Below are 17975 nucleotides of genomic sequence, written 5' to 3' on the forward strand. Positions count from 1 at the left end.
CGCCGCTGCTTCTATCGCATCGTTGAAAGGATGCAATCATGCTGCTCCCCGAATCCAAGACCGAGCTCGTCCGTCGCGGCAACAAAGTCGTTTACGACCTGGGCGACAAGATCGTCAAGGTCTTTAACGAGACCAAGCCCGTCTCCGACGTGTTCAACGAGGCTTTGAATCTTGCCCGCATCAATGAGTGCGGCATCCGCAGCCCCAAGGCTCTCGAGGTTTCTCAGCTCGAGAACGCCAACGGCTGGGCGCTCGTGACCGAGAAGGTTCCGGGCACCACCCTTGCCGAGAAGATGACTGCCGAGCCCCAGCGCTTTGGTGAGTACCTCGAGATGTTCGTCGACCTCCAGATCGAGATCCACGGCTACACCTCCCCGCTGCTCAACCGTCAGCGCGACAAGTTCGCCCGCATGATCGACAGCCTCGATCAGCTCAATGCCACCACGCGTTACAACCTTCAGGAGCGTCTGGACGGCATGACCAAGGAGTTCAAGGTCTGCCACGGCGACTTCAACCCCTCCAACGTCATCGTTGGCGACGACGGCCAGCTGTACGTCTGCGACTGGGCACACGCCACCCAGGGCTCCCCTGCTGCCGACGTTGCCACCACCTACCTGCTCTTTGCCCTCAACAGCAAGGACCAGGCCGAGGCCTACCTGGAGCTCTACTGCGATCGCGCCGACATGCCCATGCAGGTCGTGCGTCAGTGGACGAGCATCGTCGCCGCTTCCGAGCTCGCTCGTAAGCGCAACGTGAACGATGAGTTCCTGAAGAACTGGATCGACGTCGTCGATTATCAGTAATATCTGAGCGATTAATTTCGCATCGGAGGCACAAAGGAAAACCCCACAGCTCGCATGGGCTGCGGGGTTTTCCTTTTAGCAACGAATGTCCCTTAGACGCAAAAGCGGCCCTGCATCTCTACCTCGAGAGACGCAGGGCCGCTTAACAAGTGCACTAAACGCAGCGGGCTCGATTAACGGCGTGCTGCTTTCACAAGCTCAGCGACCTTGGCGACAACCTCATCGATCGCCACGTCCTCGCGCTCGCCCGTGGCACGATCCTTGAGCTCGACGGTGCCGTTCTTAAGGCCGCGCTTGCCGAGCACCACCTGATAAGGGAAGCCCATAAGGTCGTTGTCGGCAAACTTAAAGCCGGGACGCTCGTCACGGTCGTCAACGACAACCTCGATACCCTCGGCGCACAGACCCTCGACGATTTGATCGCAAACGGTAGCGCACTCCTCCTTCTTGGGGTCGAGCGGAATCACCGCAACCTCGTACGGGGCAACAGAGACCGGCCAAACGATACCGTGCTCGTCGTTGTGCTGCTCCACGACGGCAGCGAGCGAGCGGGACACGCCCACGCCGTAGCAACCCATGATAAGCGGCTTCTCCTTGCCGTCCTCGTCCATAAAGGTGGCACCCATGGCCTCGGAGTACTTGGTGCCCAGCTGGAAGACCTGGGAAACCTCGATGCCGCGAGCAGCGGAGAGCGGCTTGCCGCAGTGCGGGCAAGGGTCGCCGGCAACGACGGTAACCAGGTCGGCCCACTCGTCGACGGTAAAGTCGCGCTCGGGGCAGGCACCGGTAAAGTGATAGTCGACTTCGTTGGCACCGCAGGCCCACTGCTTGGACTCGCGCAGGCTCTCGTCGCAGACCAGACGAATGCCCTCGGGCAGGTTAACCGGTCCGATAAAGCCCTTATGCAGACCGTAGGTCTGGAGCTCCTCGTCGGTCATCATGCGATAGCCCTTGCCAAAGACATGCTCGGCCTTGCAGTCGTTGAGCTCATGATCGCCCGGAACGATGGCCACAACCGGCTTGCCCTCGGCGTCGATGAGAGCCAGCGACTTGCGTGTACCGTTCTCGGGGAAGCCGAAGAACTTGGCGACGGCCTCGATGGTGCCCATACCCGGAGTCTCGACCTTAGTGAGTGTGCCGTCGCCGGGGCCCTCGGTCACAACGACCTTGGTGCTTGCCGCCTCGTCATCGGCAGCAAAGCCACAATCGTCGCAGTAGACCAGCGAAGCCTCGCCGGCCTCTGCCAGCGCCATGAACTCGACGGAAGTGTCGCCACCGATCTCGCCGGAATCGGCGACAACGGGCAGGGCCTTAATGTAGCAGCGCTCGCAGATATTGGCGTAGGCCTGCTTCATCTTGTCGTACTCCTCCTGCAGGCTCTCCTGCGTGGCAGAAAAGCTGTAGGCGTCTTTCATGATGAACTCGCGACCGCGCATCAGGCCAAAGCGGGGACGGAACTCGTCGCGGAACTTGTCCTGGATGTGATAGAGATTCACCGGCAGTTGCTTGTATGAACGCAGCTCGTTGCGCACCAGGGCAGTCACGGTCTCCTCGTGCGTGGGGCCCAGCACGAACTCGCGGCCGTGGCGGTCATCAAAGCGCACGAGCTCCTTGCCATAGGCATCGATACGGCCGGACTCACGCCACAGCTCGGCATCGACCATGATGGGCATCATGAGCTCCTGGGCGCCGGCGGCGTCCATCTCGTCGCGCACGATGTTCTCAATCTTGCGAATCGAGCGCCACGCGAGCGGCAGATAGGAATAGAGACCGGCGGCCTCCTTGCGGATCATACCGGCACGGAGCAGCAGGCGATGGCTCGCAAGCTCAGCGTCGGCCGGATCCTCTTTGAGCGTCGGAGCATACAGCTTAGACATATACATTGCTCGGGTCATTTATTTCTCCTCAATAAGCTTGTCGACCTCGGCCATAAGCGCGTCGACAATTTGGTCCTCCGCTACTTTACCAATGATCTGGCCGTGCGAAAAGAGCAGGCCCTGACCACGTCCGCAGGCAACGCCCAGGTCGGCATCAGAGGCCTCACCGGGGCCATTGACGGCACATCCCATGACGGCAATCGAAAGCGGCGCGGCATAGTTCTTAAGCCGCTCGGTTACTTCCTCGGCGATTGCGATCAGGTTAACCTGACAGCGGGCGCACGTGGGGCACGAGACAATCTCGGGGCCGCGGCGACGCAGGCCCAGCGACTGCAAAATTCCCCAGGCGACCGGCGGCTCCTCAACCGGATCGGCCGTGAGCGAAACGCGCATGGTGTCACCGATTCCCTCGGACAGCAGGATGCCAAGGCCCACCGAGCTCTTGATGGTGCCCTGCAGCTTGGTGCCCGCCTCGGTAACGCCCAGGTGGAGCGGAACGTGGGGAATCTCACGCGACAGGGCACGATAGGTGTCGAGCGTCGTTTGCACGCTATGGGCCTTAGCCGATAGCACAATGTTCGTAAAGCCGCGGTCTTCAAAATGCTTGACAAAACGTTCGCTCGACATCACGAGCTTTTCGGGCTGCGTGAGGTCGTCGCGCTCAGCGATATCCTGCTCAAGCGAACCAGCATTGACGCCGATACGAATCGCACAGCCCGCGGCACCCGCAGCATCGATTACCGCGTCAACCTTGGCCCAATCGCCGATATTGCCGGGATTGATGCGCAGCTTGGCAGCACCGGCCTCAACGGCACCAATGGCGAGCTTATGGTTAAAGTGGATGTCGGCAACGATCGGCACCGGAGACTCGGCACAGATGGTGCGGAAACCCTCAAGCGCGGCCTCGGTGGGCACGCTCACGCGCACGATATCGCAGCCAGCCTGCGCCAACGCGCACACTTGCGCAAGCGTTGCCTGGGTATCAGCGGTATCGGTGCAGGTCATGGATTGGACCGCCACCGGCGCGCCTCCACCGATCTGCACGCCGCCCACATGCACGGGGCGCGTCAACTCGCGAGGCAAAGGATGGGATAAAGACAATCCAAACACTCCCCTACAGAATAAATCGAAGGATGTCGGAACAAAGCATATAGACAAACAGCAGTGCAAAGAGCGCGATGCCCACATAGCTCACAATCGTCTGGACCTTGAGCGGAAGCTCGCGGCCCGCAATCTTTTGAATGATCTCGATGACCAACTTGCCGCCATCGAGTGGCGGGATGGGCAGCAGGTTCATAAAGCCAAGCGAGAACGAAATGAGGGCGGCAAACGAAAGGAACGTGGCAGGGCCGGCAGCAGCAGCTTGTGAGGACATAACGCTAATACCCACGATCGAAGAGGACTGATCGAGAATCTCCATCGTATGCTGAGGCTGGAGCAGGCGCATCACGCCCTGCGCTGTCTGCACGACATAGGAGAACGACAGGCGAGCCGACGTGATAGGGTCTAAACGGACCACCTGCGTAGAGACATACACACCTAGGCGTTCGTCCTCTTTGAGCGCAACCGTGGTCGAATGCTTCTTACCGTCACGCTCGTACTCAATGGCGATATCGTCCTTACCGGCAGCCTTGCCAATGGCATCGTAAACGTCCATCCAGGTAGAGCACGATACTCCGTCGACCGAAAGAATCGCGTCGCCATCCTCGATTCCCGCCGCGGAGGCAATCGAGCCTTCGTCAACCTGGCCGATCACATTGGTGTCCACCGGCACCGTGACACCCGCGATGGAATAGATGCTCATAAGGAGCAAAAAGCCCGTCAGGATATTGACGATAATGCCCGCAAGCAGCATAAAGGCACGCTTGACAAAGCCCTGACCCAAATAGGTGTGCGAGCGCTCGCGTGCAAGGAATTCGGCCTCGCCGCACGGCAGTTCCCATACATCGCCCTCGGCAGTCGCGTGCTCGCGATCGAACCGACGGCCGTCAAAGGTGGTATAACCCGCCGCATCACGCGGCAGGGTCTGGTACTTGGTGGGATAGTAACCAGGCGAAGGCTTTTCTCCTTCTTCATACCAAGGAGCTATGGAGCCCCAACCCAGCAGCAAAGCACAGGCCTCGAGCACATCCTCCTCGGACAGCTCAAGCTCGACGGCAAGATCGGCCACCGTCACACGGCCGTGGCGATAGATGGCGGCAAGCACGCGATCGGCATACGAGACATCGGTCGGATCCATGCCACAGATGGCAGCATACCCACCCAGCAACAGCGGGGTCACGCCAAACTTGGTGCCGATCCGACGAGACGTATGGTGAATATCAAAGCGACACGGCAGGCCCAAAAAGAACTCAGTCACCCGGACGCCGCAGGCACGCGCCGCCAAAAAGTGGCCGCCCTCGTGCAAAAACACGAGGACGGAAAGCATCAGCAGGCCCCAAAAGACCGATGAGAGAACGCTCAGAACAGTTTCCATAAAACGAAAAAGCAATCCTTATGGGTTAAGAACGGGTTGCGACGAGCACTTGCGCGGCCTTTTCACGCGCCCACGCATCGATACCGCGAAGCTGTTCAAACGAATCGACCGTCTGCGCATCATGCGCATCCATACAGGATTCCACAATGCGATCGATATCGGTAAAACTGCAGCCATCATGCAGGAAGGCATCGACGGCGACCTCGTTGGCGGCATTGAGCACGCACGGCATGGTGCCGCCCGTCTTGCCCGCACGCTCGGCCAGCGCCAGGCAGCGGAACGTATCCATGTCGGCCGCAGCAAAGGTAAGCTGACCCAACTCGCGGAAATCGATGCGCGGAGCCGGAGTATCCCAGCGCTCGGGATACGAGAAGGCAAACTGGATGGGAATGCGCATGTCAGATACCCCGAGATGCGCCATCACGGAGCCGTCGGCAAACTCGACCATCGAATGAATCTTTGACTGGCGCTGCACGACCACGTTGATAAAGTCGAGGTCGCAACCGAACAAGTGCATCGCCTCGATACGCTCCAGGCCCTTGTTCATGAGGGTAGCGGAGTCAATCGTGATCTTAGCACCCATAGCCCACGTAGGGTGCGCCAGGGCATCGGCGCGCGTCACACGGTCGAGTTCCTCGCGCGAACGGCCAAAGAACGGACCGCCCGAGCAGGTAAGCCAAATACAATGGGCCTCGCGCGGATTCTCACCCAGATAGCACTGGTAAATTGCAGAATGCTCGGAATCGACCGGGATAAGCTGACCGGGCTGCGCCAACGGCATCAGCAGGTCACCGCCAACAACGAGCGACTCCTTATTGGCAAGGGCAAGGCGCTTATTCGAGGTCAAGGCCGCATGGCTCGCCTCGAGACCGGCGGCGCCCACAATAGCGACAAGCACGCAGTCAACATCGTCGCGACGCGCAAGCTCGCAAACCGCTTGCGCACCTACGCCGAGCTCCGTTCCCTCGGGCAACTCCTGCAGCACGGCGTCATCGCCATGAGCGACATCGGCCACGGCAACCGCCGGAACCGAGAACTCGCGGGCAGCGGCAACGAGCTCGGAGGTGCTGGAATTAACGGAAAGAGCCGTCACCTGCAGACGATCGGCATGCTGACGGCAAACATCGAGCGCCTGAGTGCCGATAGAGCCCGTACAGCCCAGGATGGCAACACGGAGACGTCCATCGGAGCCATAGGTCGTCTGGAAGGACATTACAGCACGCCTCCGATCATCAGCATCAGCTGCGCGGTGATGCAGCCGAAGATAAGCGAATCGCTACGATCGAGCATGCCGCCGTGGCCCGGGATAAGGTTGCCGGAATCCTTGACGCCCACACCGCGCTTGATGCGCGACTCGATAAGGTCGCCGATAACGCCCAAGATGGACACAACCACGCCGCAAAGCAGCGCATAGGGCAAGCTCAGCTTATAGAGATGCGTCACCCACAAAATGAGCCAGATGAGAACCGAGCCCAAGATGCCACCAACAAAGCCCTCCCAGCTCTTATTGGGAGAGATCTTGGGGACCATCTTGTGTTTGCCGATACGGCTGCCCACGATGTAGGCAAACGAATCGGAGACCCAAAGGGACGCGCAAACACCCACTGAAAGCAGGGCGCCAGCAAAACCAGGCACGGCATCGCGCAGCAGCACAATAGCCGACAGCATAAAGCCTGTGTAGATGGGACCCATGAGCGTCACGGCCACATCAGAGATGCGGGTACGCGGCGACCAAACATACCAAATGCCCACCGCGAGCATCAGTGCAAAAAGCAGGGCGTTCAGCAAAAGCGAATCGCCAAGCGCCGATAACGGAAAGAGCACGGCGGCAATAATGCCCAGGTGCTCGTTGGCGACCTTGCCATCGAGCCTCGTCATACGGAAAAACTCAAAGCAGCAAAGCCCGCTCATGACAGAGACAAAAATGGCGGTGGGCACGATACCCAAAACCAGGCACAGGATAAAGACGACGGCGTAGACGATACCGGCGGCGGCACGGGTAATAAAGCCCGCAAGCCACGAACCGGTGCCGCTCTTCGCTGCAGGCGCTCCCGCAGTGGCAGCTTTGCGCGCAGCCGTCTTGGGAGCAGATGCCTTGGGACGATCGGACACGATTAAGCCTCCTCGGTCTTGCTCAGTCCACCAAACCTACGGTCACGGCCCTGATAGGCCAAAATGGCGTCGACAAGGCCCCAACGATCAAAGTCAGGCCAATAGGTATCGGTGACATAGAACTCGGAATAAGCCACCTGCCACAGCAGATAGTTCGAAAGGCGAAGCTCACCAGAGGTGCGAATGACCAGCTCGGGATCGGGAAGACCGGCGGTGTACAGGTGCGAAGCAACCATATCATCGTCGATAGCAGCAGGATCGATCTTGCCGGCGGCGGCATCGAGCGCAAGCTGACGGGCGGCGCGGGTAATCTCGGCACGAGCGCCGTAGTTGACGGCAAGCGCCAGCGTCATACCGGTGTGATCGGCGCACTCGGCAAGACCGCATTCAAAAACGTCGCGGGTCTTCTTGGGCAGCGCGGAAATATCACCCAAAAAGACAACACGCACGTTTTCGCGCTTCAGAAGCGGCAGCTCATCGATAAACGTCTTGGCAAACAGATGCATCAAGACGTTAACCTCATGCTGCGGGCGGTTCCAGTTTTCGGTTGAAAACGCATAGGCGGAAAGCACGTCGACGCCCAGACGCACGCAGGCGGTAATGATCTCACGAAGGGAGACGATACCCGCCTTGTGGCCCTCGGTACGGGCAAGACCTCGCGCCGTAGCCCAGCGACCGTTGCCGTCCATGATGCACGAGATATGATGTGGAATATTATTGAGGTCAAGGTCGGAAAAACCGACGCCCGCAGGGGCGTCGGCAAAGTACTCGACCAGTTTGTTCTCGTCGTATTGCACCTTAGATCTCCATGACCTCGGCTTCTTTTTCCTTCAGAAGCTCCTCGACCTTGGCGACATACTCGTCGGTATGCTTCTGCACCTTGGCCTGCTCACGGCGGACGTCGTCCTCGGTAAGCTCCTCATCGCGTTCGAGCTTGTTGTTAAAGTCGCGACGGATGTTACGGATAGACACCTTGGCCTGCTCGGCGTACTCGCGGCACTCCTTGACGAGCTCGCGACGGCGCTCCTCGGTGGGAGCCGGGAACGGAAGACGAACAACGGTACCATCGGAGTTGGGGGTAATACCCAGATCGGAAGCGCCGATGGCCTTGACGATGGCGTTGATAAGCGCCTTGTCCCACGGCTCGATGAGCAGCATGTGGGCCTCGGGGGTCTTTACGGCGGCAACCTGCGTGACCGGCGTGGGAACACCGTAATAATCGACGGTGATGTCGGACAGAATGTTAGCGTTGGCTCGGCCGGTACGGACCTTGGAGAAGTTATGCTTGAGGGACTCGAGCGACTTGTCCATGTGGGCGGTGATGTTCTCTGCCATGCTTAATCCTCCTGATAGACGAGCGTGCCGACGGGCTCACCCGAAAGCGCGCGCTTGACGTTGTCCTCGCCATCGATGTTGAGGACCAAAATGGGCATACGGTTATCCTGGCACAGGGCCGTAGCCGTGGAATCCATAACCTGCAGGCCGCGGACGAGCACCTCGTGATAGGTGATCTTGTCAAAGCGGACGGCATCGGCGCACTTGACGGGATCCTTGTCGTAGATACCGTCGACCTTGGTGGCCTTAATCAGAATCTCCGCACCGATCTCGCAGGCTCGAAGGGCCGCGGCGGTGTCAGTCGTAAAGTACGGATTGCCCGAGCCGGCCGCGAAGATAACGACATTGCCCTTGGAGAGGTGATTGATGGCGCGACGACGAATATAGGGCTCGCAAATCTCGTTCATCTGGATGGCACTCATAACGCGGCAAGGAACATCGTTATGCTCGAAGGCATCCTGCAGGGCGAGCGCGTTCATAACGGTTGCAAGCATGCCCATGTAATCGGCCTGAGCACGCTCCATACCGCCGGCAGCTCCAGCCATGCCGCGGAAAATATTGCCGCCGCCGACAACGATGCCGACCTCATGGCCAACGGCGAGCAGCTCCTTGACCTGCTTGGCAAGATGGTCGGTAATCTTGGGGTCGATGCCATAGTGGCCATCGCCCATCAGTGCTTCGCCGGAAAGCTTCAGAAGCACGCGTTTATATCGGATGTCGGACAAAGCGATCCTCCTTTAATTAGACTCTCAATATGATATCAAAGGCTCTGCTTAGAGCCATGAAAAAGCAGGCTGTGAGTAAAACCCACAGCCTGCTCATTACCAGCTACAAGAGCTTATTTACTCGCCACGGACCAGACGGTCGAAGGCAACGACGGTAATGGTATCGCCGAGCTCCTTGGAGACCTGCTCGGCGTACTTCTTGATGGTGAGGGAGCTGTCCTTGATGAACTCCTGCTCGGTGAGCACGGACTGCTTGTAGAACTTCTCCAGACGGCCAACAGCCATCTTCTCCTGGATGGCCTCGGGCTTGCCGGACTCGGCAGCCTGAGCCATGTAAATCTGCTTCTCATGCTCGACGGTCTCGGCCGGAACCTGATCGCGGGTAGCGCAGATCGGAGCGACAGCGGCAACCTGAAGAGCAACGTCGTGGGCAAAGGTCTTGAAGGACTCAGCCTGAGCGGTCTCAGCCTTCTCGAAAGCAAACTCGACGAGGACGCCGATCTTACCACCCATGTGGATGTAAGAAGCGAGAGCGCCGTTCTCGACCTTGCGGGCGGCGAAGCGAGAGATCTTCATGTTCTCGCCCATGATGTGAATCATCTCGGTGAGCTCGGAGGAAACGGTCTCCTCGCCCATCGGCTTCTCGAGCAGAGCGTCGACATCGGCCGGCTCGGTGGTGGCGACAACCTCGGCGACCTTGGAAGCAAAGCCGGTGAACTTGGCGTTGGAGCCGACGAAGTCGGTCTCGCAGGAGAGCTCGAGCAGAGCGCCGGTCTTGCCATCCTCGGAGACGAACGCGGCGATAGCGCCCTCGTTGGTCTCGCGGCCAGCCTTCTTGGCAGCCTTAGCGAGGCCGTTCTTGCGCAGAACGTCAACAGCGGCGTCCATGTCACCGTCAGCCTCGACGAGAGCCTTCTTGCACTCCATCATCGGGGAGTCGGTCATCTCGCGGAGCTGCTTGACCATAGCGGCGGTAATCTGGGCCATTGTGGTTCCTTTCAAAGAGATGAAAAAGACTTAATTAGGACTGATTTACTCGGCCTTGGGCTCGGCGGCCATCTCGGCCTCGGAGACCTGCTCCTTGCCGGAGCCAGCGAGGCAAGCGTCGGCCATGAGCTCGCACATAAGGGTGACAGCAGAGATGGCGTCATCGTTGCAGGGGATGCCGTACTCGACCTCGTCGGGATCGGAGTTGGTATCGATCAGAGCGACGACGGGGATGTTCAGGCGCTGGGCCTCCTTGATGGCGTTCTCCTCGCGCTTAGTGTCGATGACGAAGAGCGCCTGGGGCAGACCCTTCATGTCGCGGGCGCCACCGAGGTTGGTCTGGAGCTTAGCGAGCTCCTTACCCAGAACAGCCTGTTCCTTCTTGGGAAGAACAGCCATGCGGCCGTCCTCGACCATGGCCTCGAGCTCCTCCATGCGGTTGATGCGGGAGCGGATGGTGACGAAGTTGGTCAGCATGCCGCCGAGCCAACGCTGGTTGATGTAAGGCATGTTGGCGCGCTCAGCGGCGTTCTTGACGGCCTCCTGAGCCTGCTTCTTGGTGCCGACGAACAGCACGTTGCCACCCTTGGCAACGTTCTTGACGAAGGTGTAAGCCTGGTCGGCGTCAAGAATGGTCTGCTTGAGGTCGAGGATGTAGATGCCGTTGCGCTCACCGAAGATGAACGGCTTCATCTTGGGGTTCCAGCGACGGGTCTGGTGACCGAAGTGGCAGCCGGCCTCGAGCAGGGTGCGGATATTAATCTTGGTAGCCATGTTAAACCTCCTGTGGTTTGCCTCCGCGCGGGGTCATCCTCCAAAACCAACCCGGACATGTGCTACCAAAGCCCGGGCACCACGGTATGAAGTAGCCGCGCGTGCGTGATAAAAACCTGTTGCCGTGAAGCAACCCGGTGAATGATAGCAGGATTACATCTTTCTGCCAACCCGAAATCAAAACCACACACACGGAAGCGCGATCGATTGGATAGAACCCATCTCCTGCCTTATTCGCCGCGCGGAAGAGCTTGGGTAACGGCGCGTTTGAGCCGATCGGGCGTGAGATGCGTATAAATCTGCGTGGTGGACAAGCTTGCATGCCCCAGCAACTCCTGGACAGAGCGCAAGTCCGCTCCGCCCTCGAGCAAATCGGTCGCAAAAGTATGGCGCATCGCATGCGGGGCGATATCGGAAGGGATACCCGCAAGCGTCGCCAACATATGAAACCGTCGCCTAAGCATGGCGGCGCTCATACGGTTGCCGCGTGCCGAGATAAACAGCGGATGCACACCGTTCGTACCGTCGCCACGCTTTGCCCGAGCAAGAAGCTCCGGTCTTCCTTCCTCAATATAGCGGCGGGTCACATCGAGAGCACGCCGATACAGGGGCACGATGCGCTCCTTGCTCCCCTTACCCCAAAGCCGCAGCGTTCGCTCGGACCAAGCAATGGACTCAACATTGAGTGCCGCAAGCTCGGAGATGCGAGCCCCCGATGCATAGAGCAATTCGAGCATCGCCGCATCGCGCAGTCCCGCAGGCGTTGAAACGTCTGGCGCTGCAAGCAGTGCCTTAACCTGCTGGGTGGTCAGCACTCCGGGCAAATCGCGTGGAAGCTTGGGCGAGGCAATCGCAGACACAGCGTCTCCATCGATAAGACCCTCGGCAGCCATCCATCGATAGAACGAACGAATGGCAGACAGGTGCGCCGCAATCGTCCTGGGCGCCACCTGCTCGCGCGACAGCTCCGCCAGATACATACGAACGGTACGTACGTCCGCCGTGCGTGCATCGATATCCCCACGCTCGCACCAAGCGGCAAAACGCTCCAGACGAGAGCCGTAAGCGATAACAGTGTTAGAAGAAAGCCCCTCGACGCGTGCAATATAGGCTATGAACGAGTCGACGGCACCGTACAGGTCAAAGGCTATGGCCGGTCGCCCCCAAACAGGTCGGAGCGCGATTCCAGATAGGAATCCAGGGCCTTAAGGGCGCGATCCGCATAGGCCTGATAGCGATCACGTTTGCTGCGGCGTTTACCGTCCTCGAGGGGAGGCACCAGGCCAAAATTAACATGCATGGGCTGATATCCGACCGTAGCAGGATCGGTCGCATAGCCCACGAGCGCGCCGAGAGCGCCCACGCGCGGCAGCTCGACAGGAGCAACCTCGATAGCCTCGGCATAGGTATTGAGCGCAGCGAGGAGACCCGTCGCGACCGCTTCCATGTAACCCTCCGTACCGGTAATCTGTCCGGCAAGGCGCACGCCCGTGCCGGGCACGGCGAAGGTCCCATCGAGCACATGGGGAGCATCGACAAAGGTATTGCGATGCATGACACCATAGCGGAAAAACTCGGCATTCTCCAGACCGGGAACCATATGAAAAACGCGCTTCTGCTCGCCGAAGGTCAGGTTGGTCTGAAAACCAACCAGGTTATAGGCGGTCTTCTCCTTGTTCTCGGCGCGCAGCTGAATCGCCGCCCAGGGACGGCGACCGGTGCGCGGGTCGGTGAGCCCGACGGGCTTCATAGCGCCAAAGCGGATGGCATCCTTGCCCGTGCGCGCAACCTCCTCGGCTGGCTGACAGGCCTGGAAGAGGTCCCCGCCCTCAAAGTCCTTGAGCACCACGCGATCGGCCGTGGTAAGCGCCTCGATAAAGGCCTCGTACTCCTCCTTGTTGAGCGGGGCATTGAGATAGTCGCCGCTCCCCTGCTCCTCGTAGCGCGACTGCGAGAACAGCACATCCATATCGAGCGTCGAGGCATCGACAATCGGGGCCGCGGCGTCAAAGAACGCTAGGGAATCACCACCGACGAGCTTCATGACCTCCCCGCTCAACGCCGGCGAGCACAAGGGACCCGCGGCGATAACCACATGGCCCTCGGGAATCTGGGTGACCTCGCCGTGAACGACCTCGATATTGGGACGGGCGGCAACCTCGGCCTCGACGAGCTCGGAGAATTTAACACGGTCGACCGCCAAGGCGCCACCAGCGGGAACGGCAGCGCGATGAGCGCAGTCGAGCAGCACCGAACCCATACGCTCGAGTTCGGCCTTCAACAGGCCGGCGGCGGAATCGGGTCGGGTCGACTTAAACGAATTGGAGCAGACGAGCTCCGCCAAGTGATTGGTATGGTGGGCAGGAGAGGTCACCAGCGGCCGCATCTCGCACAGCTTTACGGCAAACCCGCGATCTGCCAGCTGAATCGCGCATTCCGATCCCGCCAGACCGCCACCGATAACCGTCACTTGATCAAACAGCATCTGCAAACACCTTTCTAATTGACACGCTTTCCATTGTGACCGAAGGGCGTCTGAGCGTGAAGCGCAAACTTTGAGGGCGCATACCTTCCATCCATCATGCGCTCTATGAGTCCCTCGAGCCCGAGTGAGCCCAGGAGTTTGAGCACGCCGACGGCATCGAGGGAGACGAGCGCGGCAATGTCATCGACCTTGAGCGGCGAGGCAATGAGCGCGTGCATCACGGCCTGCTGCGTGGGGTCCAGATCGGCGATACCGGGCGCATCGGGACGCGAATAGCGCAGGGTGCCGTAAATTCGCGAGATGGCCATCTCAATAGACTCCTCGTCAACAATGCAGCAGGCACCGTTGGCGATGAGGTAGTTGGTCCCACGCGACTCTGGTGACAAAATGGAGCCCGGTACCGCGAGCAGTTCGCGCCCCAGGTCCATGGCGGCCTCCGCTGTCGAGAACGTGCCCGAGGGCATGCCGGCCTCCGACACGAAGAGCGCCTGCGAAAGCGCGGCAATCACCCGGTTACGCCGCGGAAAGGCAAATTTGCGGGGCCCCATACCCCAAGGCGAGATTGACACGACCGCGCCGCCCGTATCGATCGTGCGCGCGATGAGCCCTGCACTCGAACGCGGGTAAACCACGTCGGCGCCCGTACCCAACACCACGACGTGCCTGCCACCAGCGTTGACCGCGGCCCAACCCGAGGCCTGGTCGCAGCCGACCGCACCGCCCGAGACCACCGTCACCCCCGCCTCGACCGCAACTTTCGCGGCCAGCTCTGCCACGGCAAGGCCGTACGGCGAGGCCTTGCGAGCGCCGATGATGGAGAGCGCGGGCGTCGACAGTGCGGCGGGGTCGCCACGCACATAAAGCGTCTGGGGTACATCGGAGAGCTCCAAAACGGTAGCTGGATACAACGCATCACCGGGATGCAGCTCAAAAGTCTCCTCGGGCATTACTGGTCCCTCCTCCCCTGGTACATCGCCGCCTCGAGCACGTGGTCTTGGGTTACCCGCTCACTTTCGGCAACATCGGCGATCGTGCGCGCGATACGCACCAAGCGCACGATGCCGCGACCGGTAAGATGCGTGCGCCTCGACAGGCCGAGCACGCACTTTTCCGCTGCCCCATCGAGCGCAAAGGTCGACACGACGCCGTCGATGGAACGTGACTCATCATCCTCGGCCTCGGCATCTGCATCGTCCATACGGGACTCGCGCCAGGCGCGAAATGCCCGACCCCGCACAACATAGTCACGTAGTTCAGCTGACGACATACCCTCGGCGCCCTCGATAATTACCTGCGGGTCGGGTCGGGTCACGTCAATCATAAGGTCAATACGATCGGCCAAGGGACCACGTAGCTTAGACCGATAGCGCTCAACCATCGAAGCCGAGCAGCGGCACGGTACCTCGCGATCGCCCAAAAAGCCGCAGGGACAGGGATTGCTCGCGGCAAGCAGCTGGAACCGCGAGGGAAACGTGAAAGCCCCATCGACGCGTACGATCTTGACGTAGCCGCGCTCTATGGGCTGACGGAGTGTCTGCAGCACGCTGTTGGGAAACTCGGCAAGCTCGTCTAAAAAGAGCACGCCGCCGTGCGCTAGGCTAATCTCGCCCGGGTGCACCGGCCGTCCGCCGCCAATAAGGCCCGCAGTCGAAATGCTGTGGTGGGGGCTACGGAACGGCCGGTGTCCCGCCAGCAAACCATCGATGTTCTCGCCCAAGACCGAATGGATGCACAGCGCCTCTTGCTGATCCTCGAGAGAAAGCTCGGGCAAGATACCCGTCATGCGGCGTGCGAGCATGGTCTTGCCCGAACCCGGCGAGCCAATCATAAGCAGGCCGAGCTCCCCCGCCGCCGCGAGCGCAATGCCGCGCTTGGCAACCTCCTGCCCCAGCACATCGGCATAATCAAGTTCTGGCTCAAACGACGCCTCGACACCCTCGGAATCCAGATAATGCCGAGCCGCCTCGCCCATACCGCGGGCGAGCTGAGACAGATGGTCGATAAAGCCACAGTCCACACCGGCAAGCGGTACATGTTGATCCGACCTTCCTGCGATAAAGGACAGGCCCATATCACGCGCCAACAACTGAAACGCAACCTCGCCTTTTACGGGCAGCACGCTACCATCCAGCCCGAGCTCACCGGCAATAAGGCAATGGTCTAGATGGTCGCGGGGAATCTGCCCATCGGCCGCCAGTACCGCGATGGCAATCGGCAGGTCAAAACCACTGCCCGTTTTACGGATGTCGCCCGGAGCCAAGTTGACGGTAATGCCCGCTCGTGGAATCTCAAATCCCGCCGAGCGCATTGCGCAGCGTATGCGGCCACGCGACTCCATCACCTCCATACTTGGAATGCCAAGCATTTGGATACCCGGAATACCGCCGGCAAGCGAGACCTCGACCGTGACGGGAATCGCCTCGACGCCACGAATGCATGCAGCGTGGACGGCAAAGGTGTCAAACGCCATCACGATACCTGCCAATCGAATGCGTTGTATTGATGCTCAATCTCCGCAATATGACCGCCGCGGATAGTAACGCCCACCGCGTCGAAGCGAATCGCCTTAAGGGGATAGTGATCCATAAGGTAACAACTCGCGATACGGCGGTAGCGACGCTGCTTCTGGGCGTCCACCGCCTCCTCGGGAAAGACCCGCGTGTTGCAATCTAGGGCGACGCGCCTTGTCTTGATCTCAGCCATCACCACGACATCATCAAGTTCATCAAGCAGTACCAGATCGGCCTCGCCCTCGGGACACCGGTAGCCCTGTTCCAAGAGGGCATAACCGCGCTCGCGAAAGTAATCGATTGCAATAAGCTCGCCCAGCATGCCCAGTTCTCGAGGACTGAGGCCCTTAATGAACCCAGGCGTAATCGACGCGCAATCAATCTCCCCGCTCTCCCAAAGCTCTTTGAGCTGTTGCGTCTTGCTCTTTGCACTTGCGGCGCACATGGGGTCTCCTTTCCCGCGCACGATATTGACCCGATCATGGGGCCGCCTTTCTTGCGGGTAAGTACCAAAAGAAAACCAAAGTCCAACCAAAAACAAACAAAAAAGGGACCGCATGCAACAATTGCGTTGCATGCGGTCCCCACCAGCTGGTTTATAAAATCCCAGAAGTCCCTGTCTCCATATTTGCCTTAAAAAAGACGCTCCGTCTGCAAAAAATTTCCGCAGAAGCTCACACGATGCAACGGAGAAAGGCCATGTTTACGAATAGCCTCAATGTGCTCGGGGCTCGCATAGCCCTTTGACTCAGCAAGATGATATTCGGGATACTCGGCGTCGTACTCGACCATCATCTCGTCACGCGTGACCTTGGCCATAATGGAAGCAGCGGCGATGCAGGCGATTTTGGCATCTCCCTTGACCACATCGCGCTCGTTAGGGACGGCGCCCAAAGGGTTGCCGTCCATAAGCACGCAATCGGGCTCGAGCCCCGTATCGGCCACCGCGCCCGCGACGGCAGTGCGGATGGCGCGGGCCATGCCCATCTCATCGATATCCGCAGGAGCGATATGGCAAAAACCAATGGCCGTAGCCACCTCGGCAATCTGCACCGAGAGCAGCTCACGACGGGCAGGCGTGAGCTTTTTGGAATCGTTAATGCCCCAAACGCGCGGCTCCATGGGAAGGCAGACGGCGCAGACCGTCAACGGGCCGGCGACAGAGCCGCGCCCCACCTCGTCAACACCAACGACCACGCCATCGCCGCCGAGCTCATGCATCAGCTCGTACATGCCGTTGACGCGCTCGCGCTCGGAAAGTTCCTTGGCATGGCGCTTAAGTGCGCGTTCGCAAGCCTTGATCACCTGCTGGCGCGGATCCTCGCGATAGTGCTCCACGAGGGCGGGAATCTCCTCGAACGTGGCACTCGCCAGCTCGCCGGCAACCTGCGATGCCGAAATCGAGCTCGTCATATTGGCCATACCAGGCCCTCCTTGCATGGAAATCAGATAAAAAGAAGGGCCACCCGAAGGTGACCCTTGTGTCCAAACGAGTGGACAGACGCTGCGATCTTCTTAGCGCTTCTCGGGGATGCGAGCAGCCTTGCCCACCTTGTCGCGGAGGTAGTACAGCTTGGCGCGACGGACGCGACCATGACGGACGACCTCGAGCTTGGCGATCTTGGGGCTGTGAAGCGGGAAGGTACGCTCAACACCGACACCGAAGGAAATCTTGCGGACGGTGAAGGTCTCACGGGCACCGGCGCCGGCCATGCGGATGACGTCACCCTGGAAAACCTGGATGCGCTCGCGGTCGCCTTCCTTAATGCGGTAGTGAACCTTGACGTTGTCGGCAACGCGGACCTGCGGGATGTCCTCGCGGATCTGCTGACGCTCGATTGCGCGGATGTAATCCATGTGCAATTCCTTACTCTTCTAGAGGTGCCGTACC

At 59.8% G+C, this 17975-nt stretch carries 18 protein-coding genes; 1 reads left to right on the plus strand and 17 read right to left on the minus strand.

Annotated features, from left to right (window positions below; genetic code table 11):
• Window positions 1-38: 38 nt before the first annotated feature.
• Window positions 39-803, plus strand: coding sequence for an aminoglycoside phosphotransferase family protein (locus ACTNDJ_RS05890; protein WP_154516259.1), 765 nt, complete (start codon window positions 39-41; stop codon window positions 801-803).
• A gap of 173 nt (window positions 804-976) precedes the next feature.
• Here the strand turns inward: ACTNDJ_RS05890 and ACTNDJ_RS05895 are convergent, their stop codons facing one another.
• From ACTNDJ_RS05895 to rplS, 17 genes are all read right to left on the minus strand, one after another.
• Window positions 977-2686: a proline--tRNA ligase gene (locus ACTNDJ_RS05895; protein ID WP_441083447.1), complete on the minus strand. Its 1710-nt coding sequence runs from the start codon at window positions 2684-2686 to the stop codon at window positions 977-979.
• A 12-nt stretch (window positions 2687-2698) separates the two neighbouring features.
• On the minus strand, window positions 2699-3781 hold the full coding sequence (gene ispG / locus ACTNDJ_RS05900; protein ID WP_441083436.1) for a flavodoxin-dependent (E)-4-hydroxy-3-methylbut-2-enyl-diphosphate synthase: 1083 nt from the start codon (window positions 3779-3781) through the stop codon (window positions 2699-2701).
• 13 nt (window positions 3782-3794) lie between these two features.
• The gene (locus ACTNDJ_RS05905) at window positions 3795-5156 is read right to left on the minus strand and encodes a M50 family metallopeptidase (RefSeq protein WP_441083437.1); all 1362 of its coding nucleotides are present in this window, start codon (window positions 5154-5156) and stop codon (window positions 3795-3797) included.
• A gap of 25 nt (window positions 5157-5181) precedes the next feature.
• Complete coding sequence (gene dxr / locus ACTNDJ_RS05910; protein ID WP_441083438.1) at window positions 5182-6369, minus strand: 1-deoxy-D-xylulose-5-phosphate reductoisomerase; 1188 nt, start codon at window positions 6367-6369, stop codon at window positions 5182-5184.
• Window positions 6369-7268, minus strand: coding sequence for a phosphatidate cytidylyltransferase (locus ACTNDJ_RS05915; protein ID WP_441083439.1), 900 nt, complete (start codon window positions 7266-7268; stop codon window positions 6369-6371). Before ACTNDJ_RS05915 ends, dxr begins: the two co-directional genes overlap by 1 nt.
• Window positions 7269-7270: 2 nt before the next feature.
• Complete coding sequence (locus tag ACTNDJ_RS05920; protein WP_427717554.1) at window positions 7271-8065, minus strand: isoprenyl transferase; 795 nt, start codon at window positions 8063-8065, stop codon at window positions 7271-7273.
• Between the two features lies 1 nt (window position 8066).
• Window positions 8067-8603 (minus strand): ribosome recycling factor, encoded by a 537-nt coding sequence (gene frr / locus ACTNDJ_RS05925; protein ID WP_006236112.1) that lies wholly within the window; start codon window positions 8601-8603, stop codon window positions 8067-8069.
• Window positions 8604-8605: 2 nt separating this feature from the next.
• A complete protein-coding gene (gene pyrH / locus ACTNDJ_RS05930; RefSeq protein ID WP_154516255.1) occupies window positions 8606-9328 on the minus strand; it encodes a UMP kinase in 723 nt (240 codons plus the stop codon).
• 117 nt (window positions 9329-9445) lie between these two features.
• On the minus strand, window positions 9446-10315 hold the full coding sequence (gene tsf, locus ACTNDJ_RS05935) for a translation elongation factor Ts (RefSeq protein WP_441083440.1): 870 nt from the start codon (window positions 10313-10315) through the stop codon (window positions 9446-9448).
• Between the two features lie 45 nt (window positions 10316-10360).
• Window positions 10361-11089 (minus strand): 30S ribosomal protein S2, encoded by a 729-nt coding sequence (gene rpsB, locus ACTNDJ_RS05940; RefSeq protein ID WP_055285135.1) that lies wholly within the window; start codon window positions 11087-11089, stop codon window positions 10361-10363.
• Window positions 11090-11319: 230 nt separating this feature from the next.
• Window positions 11320-12273 carry a tyrosine recombinase gene (locus ACTNDJ_RS05945; RefSeq protein ID WP_441083448.1) on the minus strand — a complete coding sequence of 318 codons (954 nt, stop codon included), beginning with the start codon at window positions 12271-12273 and terminating at the stop codon, window positions 11320-11322.
• On the minus strand, window positions 12237-13574 hold the full coding sequence (gene trmFO, locus ACTNDJ_RS05950; RefSeq protein WP_441083441.1) for a methylenetetrahydrofolate--tRNA-(uracil(54)-C(5))-methyltransferase (FADH(2)-oxidizing) TrmFO: 1338 nt from the start codon (window positions 13572-13574) through the stop codon (window positions 12237-12239). The genes ACTNDJ_RS05945 and trmFO overlap by 37 nt, the downstream gene beginning before the upstream one ends.
• Window positions 13575-13588: 14 nt before the next feature.
• Complete coding sequence (locus ACTNDJ_RS05955; RefSeq protein ID WP_441083442.1) at window positions 13589-14521, minus strand: DNA-processing protein DprA; 933 nt, start codon at window positions 14519-14521, stop codon at window positions 13589-13591.
• On the minus strand, window positions 14521-16044 hold the full coding sequence (locus ACTNDJ_RS05960; protein ID WP_154516248.1) for a YifB family Mg chelatase-like AAA ATPase: 1524 nt from the start codon (window positions 16042-16044) through the stop codon (window positions 14521-14523). The genes ACTNDJ_RS05955 and ACTNDJ_RS05960 overlap by 1 nt, the downstream gene beginning before the upstream one ends.
• Entirely contained in the window at window positions 16044-16529 is a 486-nt protein-coding gene (locus ACTNDJ_RS05965; protein WP_154516246.1) for a YraN family protein, read from the minus strand. Before ACTNDJ_RS05965 ends, ACTNDJ_RS05960 begins: the two co-directional genes overlap by 1 nt.
• 188 nt (window positions 16530-16717) lie before the next feature.
• Complete coding sequence (locus ACTNDJ_RS05970) at window positions 16718-17506, minus strand: ribonuclease HII (protein WP_441057368.1); 789 nt, start codon at window positions 17504-17506, stop codon at window positions 16718-16720.
• Between the two features lie 93 nt (window positions 17507-17599).
• Entirely contained in the window at window positions 17600-17941 is a 342-nt protein-coding gene (rplS, locus tag ACTNDJ_RS05975; RefSeq protein WP_117583231.1) for a 50S ribosomal protein L19, read from the minus strand.
• Between the last annotated feature and the right edge of the window lie 34 nt (window positions 17942-17975).

The organism is Collinsella sp. HCP3S3_D1 (genome assembly GCF_052064015.1).
In the GTDB taxonomy this organism is placed as follows: domain Bacteria; phylum Actinomycetota; class Coriobacteriia; order Coriobacteriales; family Coriobacteriaceae; genus Collinsella.